Here is a 14341-nt window from a genome sequence, read left to right on the forward strand (position 1 = left end):
ACTCATCACTGACAGGATCAATCCGGTACATGCGCGAAGGACGTGACGACGATGAAGTACATGATCATGATGTTCGGTGACGGGACCTCCCTCATGGCCACCAGGTCTGAGGAGTGGATTGGGGAGATGATCGGTTTCATGACTCGGCTCGACGAGGAGCTGCGCGATTCGGGTGAACTGGTCTTCCAGGCCGGTCTCGCTGACGGCAGCGCCGCGAAGACGTTCCGCGCCGAAGGTGGGACGGTCACCGCGACCGACGGCCCGTTCGCCGAGGCGAAGGAGTCTCTCATCGGCTACTGGATCGTCGACGTCGCCGACGAGGCCCGGGTCGCCGCCATCGCGTCCCGGATCGTCGAGTACGCCGGGGTCGTCGAGGTGCGTCCGGTGATGGACGCGCCTCCGGAGATGTGAACGGCCGACCGGTCCCCGAGGGTCTGCTGCGCGGCCTCGCGCCGCAGGTCCTCGGGGCGCTCCTGCGCCGGTACGGGCAGCTCGAAGCGTGCGAGGACGCCGCCCAGGAGGCCATGCTCGCGGCGGCGGTGTCCTGGCCGGTCGACGGTCTGCCACGCAGCCCGCTCGCCTGGCTCGTCACCGTCGCGACCCGCCGACTGATCGACGTGACCCGAGCCGACACCGCCCGGCGTCGCCGTGAGGCCGACGATGCCGTCCTGCGTCCTACCGACCCGCCGGTCGTATCGCACCACGACGACGACAACCTCGACCTGTTCTTCATGTGCTGCCACCCGGCGCTGTCCGAGACGTCGCAACTGGCGCTGACGCTCCGCGCCGTCGGCGGGTTGACGACCGCCGAGATCGCCCACGCGTTCATGGTTCCCGAGGCCACCATGACCCAGCGGCTCGTCCGGGCACGGCAGACGCTGCGGTCCTCGGCCGTCCGGTTCGGGGCCGTCCCGGCCGACGACCGCGTGTCCCGCCTCCGCGTGGTCCTGCACGTGCTCTATCTCATCTTCAACGAGGGGTACGTGGCCAGTACCGGCCCGGACGCGCACCGGCCCGAGCTGACCCGGGAGGCGATCCGCCTCACCCGGTTGCTGCGGGTCGCTGTGCCCGACGACGGGGAGGTGGCCGGCCTGCTCGCCCTCATGCTGCTCACCGACGCCCGGTCTGCCGCCCGGGTGGACGCCGCCGGGCTCGTCGCCCTGGCCGACCAGGACCGTACCCGCTGGGACCGCGACCGGATCGAGGAGGGCCTCGCGCTGCTCGACGCCACCCTCGGCCGGTTCTCCGTTGGCACGTACCAGGTCCAGGCCGCCATCGCCGCCCTGCACGACGAGGCGGCCACCGCGGCCGAGACCGACTGGAAGCAGATTCTCGCGTTGTACGACGTGCTGGAAAGAGTCGACCCCCGCCCGGCGGTGACCCTCAACCGGGCGGTCGCGGTCGGTGCCGTCCTCGGTCCCCGGGCCGCCCTCGCCCTCCTCGGTACTCTCGACCCGGACAGCGCGGTCGCCCGCGGCCACCGGCTGCACTCGGTCCGAGCGCACCTGCTCGAACAGATCGGCGACCGGGCCGCTGCCCGCGACGCCTACGCTCGCGCCGCCCGGGGCACCCGCAGCCTGCAGGAGCGGCAGTACCTGCTCAAGCAGGTCGCCCGCCTCGCACCACCCACGGGCTGTCGCCAAAGTGGTCGATGACCTCGACGAGTTGCCGGCGGTGATCCGCACCTGGAAGGACAACCTCAAGACCAACAGCAGCGCCTCGCGACTTGTCCGAGAGCGACAAAGAGATCAGCGCAATGAGGATCCGCGAAGCGCGGGAATCGGGGCCGCAACCAGTAAGGGTGTGGACGCCGTCGGAGACACCAGCCCGGCGATGTAGTCGGAGACCGCGGCGACGGTCGGTTGCCGCCACAACAGGGTCGTCGGCAGCGAGCAGCGGAACCGTTTCTCCAGCCGCCGCCGGATGACCACCGTCAGCACCGAGTCCAGCCCCTGCTCGCCCAGCGGTCAATGCGGCGACAGGTCGGCGGGCGCCAGCCGCATCTCCTTGGCGATCTGCGCACCGACCTCCTCGAGCAGGAACGCGCGCAGCTCCTCCGGCCCCAGGCCGGCGATCGATTCGGCAGCCAAGAAGACCTGGGAACTTCCGCCAGCAAAACCTGGGAAGCCCCGCAATCCCGCAGACGGGTTGGCTCGCAGCCGCCATCTATAGCTGGGGGTCGCAAGCAGCACCGCTGACCCAACCTACGTCCGCCATCTGTCGTTCACAGCCGCCACCAACAGATCACAGGCACAGCGAGTGGCAGGGGTGCAAACACTGCGATGATCACTCCCAGTCGAGAATGAGCTGGGTATGGCGCTTGCGGAAGGTCCGCCCGACCGCTGGCGGTGCTACCGCGGCATCGGCAGGGTAGAGGGCGAAGATTGGGAGGGTGCGAACCGTCCCTGTCGATGTGCGCCGTGGTGCGCAGGCACGCCATCCATGCCGGGACTTCACCGTCGCGCCCGCGAGTACGGAACAATGGCGCCGTAGCGCAGAGGACTACGGACAAGCCGGTGCTTCACAGCCCTCGGCACTGACCCCGAAAGCCCAGCACACCCGTGCACTCGACTTCGAAAAGTGACAACGGGCGTCAGTTTCCGAAGCCGAGTACATACCGTTTAGCCCTCCATCACCGGACAGCTTCACGGGCCACCTATCTGAGACGACATCGCCGCAGGTCGCGTCGCCACCGACCGGCGGCGCGGCGTGTCTCGTTGAGCGAACCTCGATTGAGACAGTCAAGATCGCAGTCGCACTTCATGGTGGCTGGCAACATCCGTCCCTGCAGGTAGCCGTGTCGGCGATCGGCGGGTGTTGGTGTTACTGGTTGTCCTTGAGGAGTTGTTGTATGCGGGTGAGGAATGCCTGGCGGACCTCTTCTGGGTGCAGTATCTGGAGTGGTCGGCCGAGGCTGAGCAGGTAGCGGGCCAGGCCGTCGGCGTCTGGCCCGCCGATGTCGATGATCGTGGCGTCATTGCCGTCCGGCTGGTGGACGCCGACCGTTGGGGGTACCAGCCTGCGGGCCTCATCGGCCGGTAGGGCCAGGCGGATGGTCACCCGCACCGGGTAGGGCCTCAGCGCGATGCCCGTGCTGCCCATCTGTGCTGGATCTGGCGGGTCGGGCAGGGCAGTGGCCTGCCCGGTGGCTGTGGCATCGATGATGCGATCGGTACGGAAGGTGCGCCAGTCCTGCCGTGTCAGGTCGTAGGCGAGGAGATACCAGCGGCGGCCGGTGTAGATGAGCCGGTAGGGGTCCACTCGGCGGGTGGACGTCGTTGCGGCCCGGTCGCGGTAGGTCAGCTGGGTGCGTTCGCCTCGCCGGCACGCGGTGGCCAGGTCGAGCAGCAGCGCGGGGGAGATCTGGCTGTCGTCGGGTTGCGCGGTGTGGGTGAATGCGGCGTCCAGTTCGCCGAGCCGGTCGGCGATCCTGGCCGGCAGCACCTGGCGTAGTTTCAGCAGCGCCGACAGGGCTGCCTGGTCGCTGCCGGAGACTCCGCTGAAGGCGGCGGTGCGCAGCCCGACAGCGACCGCGAGGGCCTCCTCCTCATCAAGGATCAGTGGCGGGATGCTGGTTCCGGGCCCGAGGTGGTAGCCGCCCCATGGGCCCATCTCCGATTCGATGCCGTAGCCGAGCTCACGGAGCCGGGCGATGTCGCGGCGAACCGTCCGTTCGGTGATCTCCAGCCGGGCGGCCAGATCAGCGCACGTCCAGGACTGCCGCGTTGACAGCAAAGACAGCAGCCGCAGCAGCCGCGCCGAGGTGTTGAGCACGGACAACAGTCTGCTCGATGACCAGGACCGTTTCTGACCGGGTCATACCGTAACGTCGCCGGCGACCGAGAACTCCTCGGCCGAAAAGTCCATGACGACGACGATGACCTCCCGCCAATGCGGGTGAGATGACGGGCCCGGATGGGCGCACGTAACCGACGAGGGGCAAAACCCATGGAAGCACGCATGAAGAGCGTGGCGAATCCCGACGTGATCACAGGGATCCAGCATCTCCACAAGGCGATTCACGCCGGTGGCGTCGACCCGCTCGTGCTCGAGCTGGTCCATCTGCGGGCCAGCCAGATCAACGGCTGCAGCCCGTGTGTGTTCGCCGGTGTCCAGTCGGCGAAGAAGCATGGAGAGACCGAGGAGCGGCTGCACAACGTGGTCGCGTGGCGTGAGACCCCGTTCTTCACCGAGCAGGAGCGGGCAGCGCTCGCGCTGACCGAGGCCGCCACCCGGATCCAGGACGGCGCGCCGGGCGTGAGCGACGAGATCTGGGACGCTGCTGCCACCCACTTCGATGAGAACCAGATGTCCGCGATCATCCTGAACATCGCCATCACCAACTTCTTCAACCGGATCAACCACACGATCCGGGAGCAGGCCGGCAAGACCTGGTGAAGGCGGGCGGGCGTCATCCGTTCAGAGGCCGCGGTGGCGACGTGGCGAAGGACGTGATCGGCCGGTTCCACCGCTGACCGATCCAGCGCCACTTCCGGCCGGCCCCCGTCCTGGGCTCCCACCTTCGGGTGACCGCCGGCAACCATCCCTTTGGTGATCATCAGGGGCACATGACGATGAGCGACGAACTATTGGAACTGGCCGTTACCGATGCCCGAGCCTGGCGGGAGTGGCTCAGCAGGCACCACGACAGCTCGGCAGGGGTGTGGCTGGTCCTCGCCAAGCAGAACACGACCCGGCCCACCAGCCTGATCTATGACCAGGCGCTCGACGAAGCCCTGTGCCACGGCTGGATCGATGGTCGGCTACGACGGCGGGATGAGATCACTTTTTGCCGGCGCTTCACCCCTCGCGGGAGGATGAGTCCCTGGTCAGCGCGGAACGTTTCCATCGTCACCCGTCTGATCAGCGAGGGCCGGATGCATCCGGCCGGACTGACGGAGGTCGAACGCGCCAAGGCCGACGGCCACTGGGAGGCGGCCTACGCGGGACAAGCCGGCATCGAGGTACCAGCCGACCTGGCCGCCGCATTGGCCGCGAAACCCCAGGCACAAGCGATGTTCGACATCCTCACCTCCCAAAACCGCTACGCCGTTCTCTATCGGATCGCGAACGCCAAACGCGCCGAGACCCGAGCCCGCCGGATCACCCAGTTCGTTGACATGCTCGCCCGCGGCGAGGCGATCCACCCGCAAAGGCGCGCCCTCGGCAGTTGAATGCGGGCCCACGCCTCTCCCCGCCGCGCTCCTCCAAGCCCACGCTCATGGCGGCTCGGCGTTCGGCCAGACCCGGAACCTTACCCAGCCCCCAAGAACCCGTCATGGCCTGTCACTGCCCTGGGGTGATCTCTTGGTTCGGCTGAGGGCGAGGTATCGCTGTAGCGAGGTCTTGGGGATGCCGGTGTTGGTGGCGATCATCTCGAGAGAGTCCCCTGGGGCTTTGAGGAGCCGGGTGTATTCGATCTTCTCTGCGGGGTGCGCGACGGGGCGTCCGACGTGCCGGTCGTTCGCTTCCGCCACGGCGCGGGCGTGGGCGGCGCGTTCGGCGGTGAAGGTGCGTTCCATCTCGGCGAACAACGCCAAGAGGAGGAAGGCGATCCGTGCCATGCCCTCGTCGGCGGTGTTGATCGGTAGCGGGTCGGCCAGCGACCGCACCCCCACACCGCGTTCGGACAGGTCGTGGACGAGGTTGAGGACTTCGCGGAGGTTGCGGCCGATCCGGTCGAGGGTGTGACCCCGATACGAGGCGGGCCCCGGCCGATGTCGTTCGGCCGGGGCTTGCGGTTCGGGTGTTATGTGGTGTCAGCGGGTTGCGGTCGGACAGAACTCGGTCTCGACCGCCTTGGTGAGGGCGGCGATCGGGTTGTTCCAGTCGCCGTTCATGTTGGTGACGATGGTGTGTTTGCCGTCGCGGCTTCCCATGGCGTAGGTGTAGGAGCCGTTGATGGCGCCGCCCATGCCCCAGACGGTCTGTCCGCAGGACAGCTGCTGCTGCCAGGTGCCCATGCCGTAGCGTGTGCCGGGGATCCAGGCCGACCCTTCGGTCGAGATGGTGGTGTTCCAGATCTCCTTCTGCTGGGCAGGTGGCAGCAGCGTGCCGTCGTGCAGCGCGGTCAGGAAGCGGCTCAGGTCCCCGGTGGTGGAGACGACGCCGCCGGCGGCCCAGGCGTAGGAGGCGTTCTGCTCGGTGACGTCGTAGGTCTTGGCGTCGGGGTCGGCTGACCACAGCGTGGAGTAGTGCCGCGGGTGCGGTCCGCGGATCCTGGTCTCCTTGCCCGGCAGGTACGTCCCGGACAGGCCGAGCGGGCGGGCGATCCGCCCGGCGAGCTGCTCGGCGTAGGTGGTGCCGGTCGCCTTCTCGATGATCATTCCCGCGAGGTCGTAGTTGGCGTTGGAGTAGCGGAAGGCGGTGCCGGGCGCGAAGTAGGGCGGATAGGCCATCGCGACGGCGATCAACTCTTCCGGATTGACATGGTCGAAGCGGTGTTCGAGGAAGCCGGGCCCGGAGTACTTGTCGAGCATCTTCTCGTCCAGGTACATGTTGTAGAGCCCGCTGGTCTGGTTGAGGAGCTGCCGGATGGTGATCTTGCTGCCGTCGTTGCCGTTGCCCGTGACCAGGCCGGGCAGCCACGTCTGCACCGTGTCATCCAGGCTCAGCTTGCGCTCGGCCGCCAGTTGCAGCACCAACGTGGCGGTGAAGGCCTTGGTGATGCTGCCGACGCGGAAGCGTTCCTGCGGCATACGCCGGCGGCCGCTCTGGGTGTCGGCCACTCCCGCCGCGGCGAACGTACGCCTGCCGCTGTCACGCACCTCGGCGACCATGCCCGGAATTCCGGCGGCCACCGTCTCATCCAGCACGGTCTGGACCACCGGGCGGGTCTCGGCGCTCGCCGGGGCGACCGTCAGAGGGGTGGCTGCCACCAGCGTCACCGCGGTGGCGAGCGTTCGCAAGGTCATCAAAGAGGGCATCAGAAACTCCTGCTGATCGAGAAAGAGGTGTCAAGGGGGTCAGACGGCGGGGCGGAAGGCCGCGTCGAGGACGTCGATGAACAGGCCCATGGGCGGCATGCCCCAGTCGCCGTTGACGTTCTGGGTGACGACGCGCTTGCCGTCACGCGTGCCGTACAGGTAGGACCAGGTGCCGGTGATCATGCCGCCGTGGCCGTAGACGGTGGTGCCGCCGGGCAGGGTGAGCGAGGAGATGCCCAGGCCGTAGCTGTAGCCGTCCAGCCATTTGCCGTCGGGGACAGGGGTCATGGTGAACATCTCGCTCTGCTGGGCGGGCGGCAGGAGCCGGCCGCTGAGCAGGGCGTTGAGGAAGGTGCCGAGGTCGGCGGCGGTGGAGATGATCTCGCCGACGCCGAAGGCGTAGGACGGGCTCAGCTCGGTGACGTCGTGGGCCGGCGCGTCGGCGTCGGGCAGCATGAGCTTGGAGTAGCTGTGGGTGTGGGGGCCGCGGAAGCCGGTCTCGTGGCCGGGGGCGTAGGTGCCGGTCAGCTTGAGCGGCCGGGCGATGCGGTAGGCGAGGGCGTCGGCGTAGGACATGCCCGCCGCCTTTTCCACGATCATGGCGGCGAGAACGAAGTTGGTGTTGGAGTAGCCCCAGTCCTGGCCTGGCTGGAAGTCGACCGGGTGGGAGACGGCGATCTTCACCAGGTCCTCGGGGGTGAGCTTGTCGAAGCGGTGCTCCAGCAGCTTGGGCGTCCAGTAGCGCTCGAGCATGCCCTCGTCGAGGGTGTAGGCGTAGATGCCGCTGGTGTGGTTGAGCAGGTGCCGGATGGTGATCTTGGTGCCGTCGTGGCCGTTGCCCTGAACGAGGCCGGGCAGCCACTGCTCCACGGTGTCGTCCAGGCTCAGCTGGTATTCGGCGGCCAGTTGCAGGACCAGGGTGGCGGTGAAGGTCTTGGTGATGCTGCCGACGCGGAACTGCTCCTGCGCCGTACGGGGACTGCCGGTGGCGGTGTCGGCCACGCCGGCGGAGGCGAACCAGTGCTGGCTGCCGTTGCGGATCTCGGCGATCATGCCGGGGTAGTTCTGCTCGGTCACGGCGGCGTCCAGCAGGCGCTGAACCTCGGCCTGGCCGGGGACGATCAGGTTCGCCGGGGTGGTGGCCTGGGTGGTCATGTGGGTCTCCTTCGGGGGCTGGCCGGGCTGATCGCCCGCCCTGTCGTCGATCTTCGCGATGACGGAAAAGCTACGTTGCATACAACGGATCGTCAATCACGATTCCGCGAAGCAGCAGAGTAATTGCAGGTCATAAGCCAATATTCGTTGCATGATGACTGCCCGTTAATGCAATTTGGATCAACGGTAGTTGCATGTCGTTGCCGTCGGATGCACACTGTCCGTCAAAACGAGATCCACTCAGCCGCACGCGCGCGGTCGAGCGAGCAGGAGGCGGACGCCGTGCCCGGAGACAGGCTCACCCAGCAGGACCGCCGTCAGATCGCCGACGGGCTGGCCGACGGTCTCACCTACGCCGAGATCGCCCGCCGCCTGAAGCGGCCCACCTCGACCGTCACGCGCGAGGTGATGCGCAATGGCGGCCCCGGCGCCTATCGCGCCGACCAAGCCCTGCGCGCCGCCGCCCGGCGCGTCCCCCGTCGCAGGACCACCACCCTCCCGGCGAGCGCGCGCGGCGATGCCGACGCCCACGGGCGCGACCTGAAAACCGTGCGCGAGGTGGCTGACCAGCTCACCGACCTACTGATGCAGGCAGGGATCCCGCAGATGATGGCCAAAGTGCTGGCCACCTTGTACACCACCGACAGCGGCAGCCTCACCTCCGCCGAGCTCGTCCAGCGCCTGCAGGTCAGCCCCGCCTCGGTCTCCAAAGCCGTCGGCTACCTCGAAGCCCAAGAGCTCATCCGGCGCGAACGCGACCCCCGGCGCCGGGCCGAGCGGTACGTCATCGACGACGACGTCTGGTACCAGGCCATGGTCGCCAGTGCCCGCGCCAACGCTCTGCTCGCCGACACCGCCCGGCAAAGCGCACGCACCCTCGGCCCCACCACCCCGGCCGGCGTCCGGCTGGCGAGCATGAGCCAGTTCCTCAACCGCGTCGGTGAGGACCTGGTCCGCTCGGCCGAGCACTGGCGCCAGGCCTATGCCACCCCGCAGACGAGCGAGCGTGGGTAAGGCAGCGCGTGAGGCACAGGTCCGTCCCGCTTGAAAACCCCGTGTAGGGCCTGGCCCAAGCTGAAACAGTCGGGCTAGGAGGTCAAACGCGTCGGCGTGCAGCCCTCGGGGCACGGTTTTGTTGTCCACGAGGCCAAGGGGCTCCACGGGCGTGCCGGCCACTTCGCCCCGGTCAGCGGCATTGCCGCAGCCGGTCGGCGAAGCCGACTCCCCCGTAGGCTCGCGAGCCCGGGGTGCGCGGTGTGGCCTGGTCAGCGCGGTGGAAGACCAGGCCGCCGGTGTCAGGCCCTGGCCGCGCGCTCGCGTTCGTAGGCGGCGTTGATGCGCAGCGCCTCGGCGAGCTGGTCTTCCAGGATGATGATGCGGCAGGCGGCTTCCACGCCGGTGCCCTGGTCGACCAGTTCCCGGGCGCGCGCGGCCAGGCGCAGCTGGTAGCGGGAGTAGCGGCGGTGACCGCCGCCTGAGCGTTTCGGCTCGATCAGATGGGCGGCGCCCAGAGCCCGCAGGAACGTGGCGGTGACGCCGAGCATCTCGGCGGCCGCGCCCATGCTGTAGGCGGGGTAGTCCTCATCGTCGAACCGATCTTCGGCCGTGCGTTCGGCCTCATCCGTGATCCTGCCGCGGGCGAGCGTGTCACCCTCGGCAGCCGAGCGACGTTGATCCAGGACGACGAACTGCCCGGCGCAGGCTGAAGTCGAAGGTTGAAAGTCAAGGGTTGACGGCAGAAGGTCGGACGTGACGGGGTGGGCGCACCCCGACCACGTCCGACCTGTGCGAGAGCCTGCCCGATGTGCCCAAGACCACCCTGTACCGGCACGTCGGCATGCTCGCCAACGCCGGACTGCTGGAAGTCGCCGGCGAGCAGCGGGTGCGCGGGATGATCGAGCGCCACTATCGCCTCCGGCACGACGCCCTTCACGTCGACCTCGACACGGCCCAGGCCATGTCGAACGAAGACCACCGTCACGGGTTCGCGGTGGCCATGGCGGCGCTGCTCGCCGAGTTCAACGCCTATCTCGATCGGCCGGGAGCCGACCCTGCCGCGGATCGGCTGGGGTATCGGCAGGGGACGTTGTGGCTCAGCCCCGAGGAGATGGAGGAGGTCGCGGGTGAGTTGCTGGAGGTGCTCACAGCCCGGGCGGGGAACGGGCCCGCACCGAGGCGGCGACCGCATGTGATCAGCGCGATCTTCTTTTCCGACGGAACAGCGGAACAAGGACGACGGGGGCTCGTGACTGCAGACGATCCAGCCTCGCCAGCCGATTCCCCCCTGGAGGCCAACCCCCGGTGAGCGGCCGCTGTTGCGTTTCCCCTCATCGCCGGCCGGGAGGGCGAGCGAGGTGTTCGCCTTCAGCCTGCCGGTGCTTGAGCACGTGCACGAGCGGTGGCAGCTCATACGGGCGCTGCTGGGGCGGCGGCGGCCTGGTGTACGCGCGCGGCGAGCGGCTGCTGTCCGCTGTGGTCAGGAAGGAGCTGCTGGATGCAGGCGGGCGCGCTTCGGCCTCGCTCGACCTGCTGGTGGTCGGCGTGGTGGGGGCATTCGTGGCGCTGCTGCGCTCCTGGGCGGACGGCGAGACCACCACCACGCCCGCGCAGCTCGACGCCGCCTTCCGCGCTTGCGTCGAACCCGGCGTACGCGCCGCGCTGAGCGCTCAGGAGTAGGCCCGCGGCCGCCCTGGATCAGCGGGTCGCCGGTGGGGCCTGCCGTCGGATGACGATGCTGCCGTGCCGCATCCGGCCCGCCAGGTGGATGCGCAGCGTCTCGGGCGTGTCATCGCCAGCGTCGCTGCGGATGTCCAGGGCGCCGTGCCGTACTGACAGGTCGTTGGCGTCTACCACCACGCCGGGCACGAGGATCAACTCCACGATGCCGCCGCTCACCCGCATCTCGATGACCAGCTCGGGCCCGCTGCGCACGGCGCGGGTCAGGTCCAGCATCACCTCACACCACGCGGTGCGCAGCGCAAGCCGGTGCGGCAGCCTCCACGGGCCGTCACGGCGCACCGAACCGTGCCGCTCCTTGATGGTGAGCAGCTCGGTGGGCGCGCCGATCAGGTCGGTGACGAGCGAGCTCAGCGCATCAACGGTGCGAGAGGTCAGCGCCGCGCCGACCCGCTCGTCGAACTCGGCCGGGTCGAGCCGGCCGTCGGCGACGGCGTCGTGCAGCACTGCGATGGTCTGATCGCGTTCCGCGTCGGACGCGCGCAGCGCGGGTGAACTGGACGGATCGGTCGGCATCAGGCCTCCTGCCTCAGCCAAGGCAGGATCGGACAGCCTTGCCCAGGTTCGAGGCCCGCGGGTCGTCGGGCCGGAAGTTCCAGAGGTTGGTGACATAGCAGAAGCCGACACCGGTATCGGGGTCGCCGAGGGCGATCGATCCGCCGGAGCCCGGGTGGCCGAACGATCCCGGCCCGACCATCGGCGTCATGGGGCCTGGTCGCCAGAATCCCAGGGACATGTTGAAGGAGCGGTCGGCGGGGATGTCCAGGCCCGGCGGCAGGCCGTACATCCGCGTCTTGTCGGTCTGGACGGCCGTCATCCGCTCGACCGTTGGCGGATCGAGCAGCCGGATCCCGTCGACGTCGCTGACCGTGGCGGCGTACATCCGCGCCAGCGAGTGCGCGTCCGCGATCATGTTCGCGGCCGGGAACTCCGACGCGCGCCAGGCACGCGACAACATGTACTCCCCGGACGTGTTGTCCAACGCGCCGCCGAGCTCAGCGGCGCGCATCTGGAGCGAGCCTGGGCTCCACATGGATTCGACCCAGGCGGTGACGGTGTCCGCATCGAGCCCGGTGGCCGCGATCATCCCGGCGAGCAGCTCCTCCACGCTGAACGGAGCGGCGAAGTGGAGCTTGGACACCCGCTTCTCGTGTTCCTCGGGCAGCCCGATCCAGGCGCTGAGCCCGAGCGGGGCGGCCACCTCTTCGGCGAAGAAGGTGCCGAGTGACTTGCCGGTGATCCGGCGCACGACCTCGCCGACCAGAAAGCCGTAGGTGACGGCGTGGTAGACGTGCTGGGTGCCCGGCTGCCACAGCGGCTTCTGCGCCTCGATCGCGCGGATGACCGGGTGCCACGCGCACGCCTGCTCGAACGTCAGCGGTCCGTCGACGAGCGGGAGACCGGCCTGGTGTGACAGCAGCCAGCGCACTGTGATCTGGTCCTTGCCGTGGGCGGCGAACTCAGGCCAGTACCTGGCCACCGGGGCGTCCAGATCCAGCTCACCGCGCTGTGCCAGCATGTGGGCGCAGATCGCGGTGGCGCCTTTGGTGGTGGAGGCGACATGGACGATCGTGTCTTCGCTCCACGGCCGGTTCGCCTCGCGATCGGCCAGGCCGCCCCACAGATTGGCGACGGGGCGGCCGCCCACGTAGACGCAGCACGCCGCGCCCACCTCGCCGGAGTCCTCGAAGTTCACGCGAAACGCGTCGGCGAGTTCTCCCCAGCCTTTCGTCACCTGGACGAGCCCGTTCTTCTCCAGCCGCAGCAGGATGGTGTAGACCGTGCCTTCGACGACGTCGGCGAAGCCGAGTTCGTTCAGCCGGCGCGTGATGGCGTATCCGTAGGTCTCCTCGCTGCCGATGATTTCCAGCACGCAGCTCTCAAGCGTGCCCTTCAGCATCTCCGTCAGGTCAGCACGGCGACGGTCCGGTGCCAGGGCGGTCGGCGATGGTGGACGCCATGAGGTGCTCGGAGATCGAAGCTGGCAGCTATTCGGTGATGCTAGATACCAGTAGTCAGCAACACCGAGTAGCAATAGGGGGAAGGCGTCCCATAGGCAGATCACGAGATGCTCAAGGGCACGCTGGAGGGCATCGTCCTGGCGATCTTGTCCGGCCGGCCCGCATACGGCTACGAGATCACGGCCTGGCTGCTGGATCAGGGCTTCTCCGACATCACCGAAAGCACGATCTACGCGCTGCTGGTCAGGATCGAGCCCTTGTTCAACTCCCGCGACTGGGTGGGTCCACCCCGCCCCGACGGTGCCGAGGATGATGGCGGGCATGGACGAGCCGGGCGACTTCGCCAAACGCTTCACCGTCACGATCGGCCTGCACGAGGACTTCATCGTCGCCCGCGTCGTCGGCTAGCTCGATTACGCCTCTGCCGGGTTTCTGCACCAGCTGGTCAAAGACGCCTGGGCGACGACGCAGCCGGCCGGGCTGGTGGTGGACCTGAGCGGGCTGACGTTCTGCGACTCGATGGGCGTCGGCGTGCTGGTGCTGCTGCGCCAGAGCCGGGAACAGCACAGCACTCTGGTCCTGTCGGCCCTGCCGCCCCGGTTGGAGCGCATCTTGACCATCACCGGCCTGCGTACCGCCTTCCAGATCGAGGCCTCGGTCGAAGAGGCCACCACCCAGGTCACCCAACCAACGCCGAGGCCGGCGGCCGAGCAACCTCCCAGTGAGCCAGAGCCCGCCTGAGCCCCGAGCCCGCTCAACCGCCGGCCGTCCCGGTCAACCCCCCGGTTTGGGCCTGGTGTCCGTTCTCATTGAAGGTGGCCTGTTCCGAGCCCTTGACCAGAGCGGGCCCGATTGATCGAGATACATCGTCTTCTCACTCAGCCTGGCCGGAGGCGCTATGCGGGCAATGTTCGATGAGACGAGCCGAGACCCTGACCTTGGTGGACGCCTCCCGCCGAGCCACCTTCCCCCGTTCGGGCGGGATTGATTGAGAACGGGCCGAGATCGGCGAGACAGGACACCTGGCCTGCCCTGAAGTTGCTCGAGCGACCGTCCCGAAATCACCGTTTGATGGACGCTGGCACAGGCCCGCGCTCGCGACCCGGGCCCACAGCGCCTTGCTTGTGATCGGAGATGCTCCGGCGTTGCCGGTGCTCTCCGGTACGGCGGCCACGCCCGGGTCCTCTACCAACCACCCGGCCGACCAGCGGCCGCGGTGTCCGGGTCGGGCCGAGGGCGCGCTTTTGTGGGTGGATCGCCTCGCCGCGGGCGAGCATGTCAACGAACTGGGTGATCCGGCGGGCTCGGGTCTCGGCGCGTTTGGCGTTCGCGATCCGATAGAGAACGGCGTAGCGGTTTTGGGAGGTGAGGATGTCGAACATCGCTTGTGCCTGGGGTTTCGCGGCCAATGCGGCGGCCAGGTCGGCTGGTACCTCGATGCCGGCTTGTCCCGCGTAGGCCGCCTCCCAGCGGCCGTCGGCCTTGGCGCGTTCGACCTCGGTCATTCCGGCCGGATGCATCCGGCCCTCGCTGATCAGACGGGTGACGATGGAAACGTTCTGC

General features: G+C 68.4%; 16 protein-coding genes and 3 pseudogenes. 8 read left to right on the forward strand and 11 right to left on the reverse strand.

Features of this window, described 5'->3' with window-relative positions:
* Nucleotides 1-51: 51 nt before the first annotated feature.
* A complete protein-coding gene (locus ABEA43_RS59080; RefSeq protein WP_345576767.1) occupies nt 52-411 on the forward strand; it encodes a YciI family protein in 360 nt (119 codons plus the stop codon).
* Nucleotides 408-1655, forward strand: coding sequence for an RNA polymerase sigma factor (locus ABEA43_RS59085; RefSeq protein ID WP_345576769.1), 1248 nt, complete (start codon nt 408-410; stop codon nt 1653-1655). The genes ABEA43_RS59080 and ABEA43_RS59085 overlap by 4 nt, the downstream gene beginning before the upstream one ends.
* A gap of 93 nt (nt 1656-1748) precedes the next feature.
* On the opposite strand, the gene ABEA43_RS59090 is transcribed toward ABEA43_RS59085, so the two are convergent.
* From ABEA43_RS59090 to ABEA43_RS59100, 3 genes are all read right to left on the reverse strand, one after another.
* Complete coding sequence (locus tag ABEA43_RS59090) at nt 1749-1964, reverse strand: acyl carrier protein (RefSeq protein WP_345576870.1); 216 nt, start codon at nt 1962-1964, stop codon at nt 1749-1751.
* A 3-nt stretch (nt 1965-1967) separates the two neighbouring features.
* Nucleotides 1968-2090 carry a hypothetical protein gene (locus tag ABEA43_RS59095; RefSeq protein ID WP_345576771.1) on the reverse strand — a complete coding sequence of 41 codons (123 nt, stop codon included), beginning with the start codon at nt 2088-2090 and terminating at the stop codon, nt 1968-1970.
* 733 nt (nt 2091-2823) lie between these two features.
* Nucleotides 2824-3774, reverse strand: coding sequence for a helix-turn-helix transcriptional regulator (locus tag ABEA43_RS59100; protein WP_345576773.1), 951 nt, complete (start codon nt 3772-3774; stop codon nt 2824-2826).
* A gap of 141 nt (nt 3775-3915) precedes the next feature.
* On the opposite strand from ABEA43_RS59100, the gene ABEA43_RS59105 reads away from it, so the two are divergent.
* Nucleotides 3916-4398, forward strand: coding sequence for a carboxymuconolactone decarboxylase family protein (locus ABEA43_RS59105; RefSeq protein ID WP_345576775.1), 483 nt, complete (start codon nt 3916-3918; stop codon nt 4396-4398).
* Between the two features lie 128 nt (nt 4399-4526).
* Entirely contained in the window at nt 4527-5174 is a 648-nt protein-coding gene (locus ABEA43_RS59110; RefSeq protein WP_345576777.1) for a YdeI/OmpD-associated family protein, read from the forward strand.
* Between the two features lie 102 nt (nt 5175-5276).
* Here ABEA43_RS59110 and ABEA43_RS59115 read toward each other — a convergent pair whose 3' ends face one another.
* Genes ABEA43_RS59115 through ABEA43_RS59125 form a run of 3 tightly spaced genes read right to left on the reverse strand, consistent with a single transcriptional unit; the run spans nt 5277 to nt 8162 of the window.
* On the reverse strand, nt 5277-5753 hold the full coding sequence (locus tag ABEA43_RS59115) for a recombinase family protein (protein ID WP_345576872.1): 477 nt from the start codon (nt 5751-5753) through the stop codon (nt 5277-5279).
* 6 nt (nt 5754-5759) lie between these two features.
* On the reverse strand, nt 5760-6926 hold the full coding sequence (locus tag ABEA43_RS59120) for a serine hydrolase domain-containing protein (RefSeq protein WP_345576779.1): 1167 nt from the start codon (nt 6924-6926) through the stop codon (nt 5760-5762).
* Between the two features lie 39 nt (nt 6927-6965).
* On the reverse strand, nt 6966-8162 hold the full coding sequence (locus ABEA43_RS59125; protein WP_345576781.1) for a serine hydrolase domain-containing protein: 1197 nt from the start codon (nt 8160-8162) through the stop codon (nt 6966-6968).
* Between the two features lie 201 nt (nt 8163-8363).
* On the opposite strand from ABEA43_RS59125, the gene ABEA43_RS59130 reads away from it, so the two are divergent.
* Nucleotides 8364-9095 carry a GbsR/MarR family transcriptional regulator gene (locus ABEA43_RS59130; RefSeq protein WP_345576783.1) on the forward strand — a complete coding sequence of 244 codons (732 nt, stop codon included), beginning with the start codon at nt 8364-8366 and terminating at the stop codon, nt 9093-9095.
* Nucleotides 9096-9376: 281 nt separating this feature from the next.
* On the opposite strand, the gene ABEA43_RS59135 is transcribed toward ABEA43_RS59130, so the two are convergent.
* Complete coding sequence (locus ABEA43_RS59135) at nt 9377-9643, reverse strand: MerR family transcriptional regulator (RefSeq protein WP_345576785.1); 267 nt, start codon at nt 9641-9643, stop codon at nt 9377-9379.
* Nucleotides 9644-9849: 206 nt separating this feature from the next.
* On the opposite strand from ABEA43_RS59135, the pseudogene ABEA43_RS59140 reads away from it, so the two are divergent.
* Nucleotides 9850-10386 (forward strand): annotated as a pseudogene (locus ABEA43_RS59140) (hypothetical protein); the annotation flags it as partial.
* 74 nt (nt 10387-10460) lie between these two features.
* Complete coding sequence (locus tag ABEA43_RS59145) at nt 10461-10757, forward strand: hypothetical protein (protein WP_345576787.1); 297 nt, start codon at nt 10461-10463, stop codon at nt 10755-10757.
* An 18-nt stretch (nt 10758-10775) separates the two neighbouring features.
* Here the strand turns inward: ABEA43_RS59145 and ABEA43_RS59150 are convergent, their stop codons facing one another.
* The 3 genes and pseudogenes from ABEA43_RS59150 to ABEA43_RS59160 all read right to left on the reverse strand — a co-directional run.
* On the reverse strand, nt 10776-11333 hold the full coding sequence (locus ABEA43_RS59150; protein ID WP_345576789.1) for a DUF1707 SHOCT-like domain-containing protein: 558 nt from the start codon (nt 11331-11333) through the stop codon (nt 10776-10778).
* Between the two features lie 13 nt (nt 11334-11346).
* Nucleotides 11347-12552 carry a serine hydrolase domain-containing protein gene (locus ABEA43_RS59155; RefSeq protein WP_345576874.1) on the reverse strand — a complete coding sequence of 402 codons (1206 nt, stop codon included), beginning with the start codon at nt 12550-12552 and terminating at the stop codon, nt 11347-11349.
* Nucleotides 12544-12717, reverse strand: a pseudogene (locus ABEA43_RS59160) (PadR family transcriptional regulator); the annotation flags it as partial. The gene ABEA43_RS59155 and the pseudogene ABEA43_RS59160, both read right to left, overlap by 9 nt.
* A 481-nt stretch (nt 12718-13198) precedes the next feature.
* Between ABEA43_RS59160 and ABEA43_RS59165 the strand changes: the two are divergent.
* Nucleotides 13199-13519, forward strand: a pseudogene (locus ABEA43_RS59165) (STAS domain-containing protein); the annotation flags it as partial.
* Between the two features lie 320 nt (nt 13520-13839).
* Here the strand turns inward: ABEA43_RS59165 and ABEA43_RS59170 are convergent.
* Nucleotides 13840-14283, reverse strand: a complete 444-nt coding sequence (locus tag ABEA43_RS59170; RefSeq protein WP_345576791.1) for a YdeI/OmpD-associated family protein — start codon at nt 14281-14283, stop codon at nt 13840-13842.
* Nucleotides 14284-14341: the final 58 nt, after the last annotated feature.

The organism is Nonomuraea rosea (assembly GCF_039539705.1).
GTDB classification, from domain to species: Bacteria; Actinomycetota; Actinomycetes; order Streptosporangiales; family Streptosporangiaceae; genus Nonomuraea; species Nonomuraea rosea.

Excerpts from the sequence above, each read along its gene's own strand:
- ABEA43_RS59080 (WP_345576767.1), top strand. The coding sequence starts at position 52 with ATGAAGTACATGATCATGATGTTCGGTGACGGGACCTCCCTCATGGCC.
- ABEA43_RS59105 (WP_345576775.1), top strand. The coding sequence starts at position 3,916 with ATGGGCGCACGTAACCGACGAGGGGCAAAACCCATGGAAGCACGCATG.
- ABEA43_RS59120 (WP_345576779.1), bottom strand. The coding sequence starts at position 6,926 with ATGCCCTCTTTGATGACCTTGCGAACGCTCGCCACCGCGGTGACGCTG.
- ABEA43_RS59125 (WP_345576781.1), bottom strand. The coding sequence starts at position 8,162 with ATGCAACGTAGCTTTTCCGTCATCGCGAAGATCGACGACAGGGCGGGC.
- ABEA43_RS59135 (WP_345576785.1), bottom strand. The coding sequence starts at position 9,643 with ATGGGCGCGGCCGCCGAGATGCTCGGCGTCACCGCCACGTTCCTGCGG.
- ABEA43_RS59150 (WP_345576789.1), bottom strand. The coding sequence starts at position 11,333 with ATGCCGACCGATCCGTCCAGTTCACCCGCGCTGCGCGCGTCCGACGCG.
- ABEA43_RS59170 (WP_345576791.1), bottom strand. The coding sequence starts at position 14,283 with ATGACCGAGGTCGAACGCGCCAAGGCCGACGGCCGCTGGGAGGCGGCC.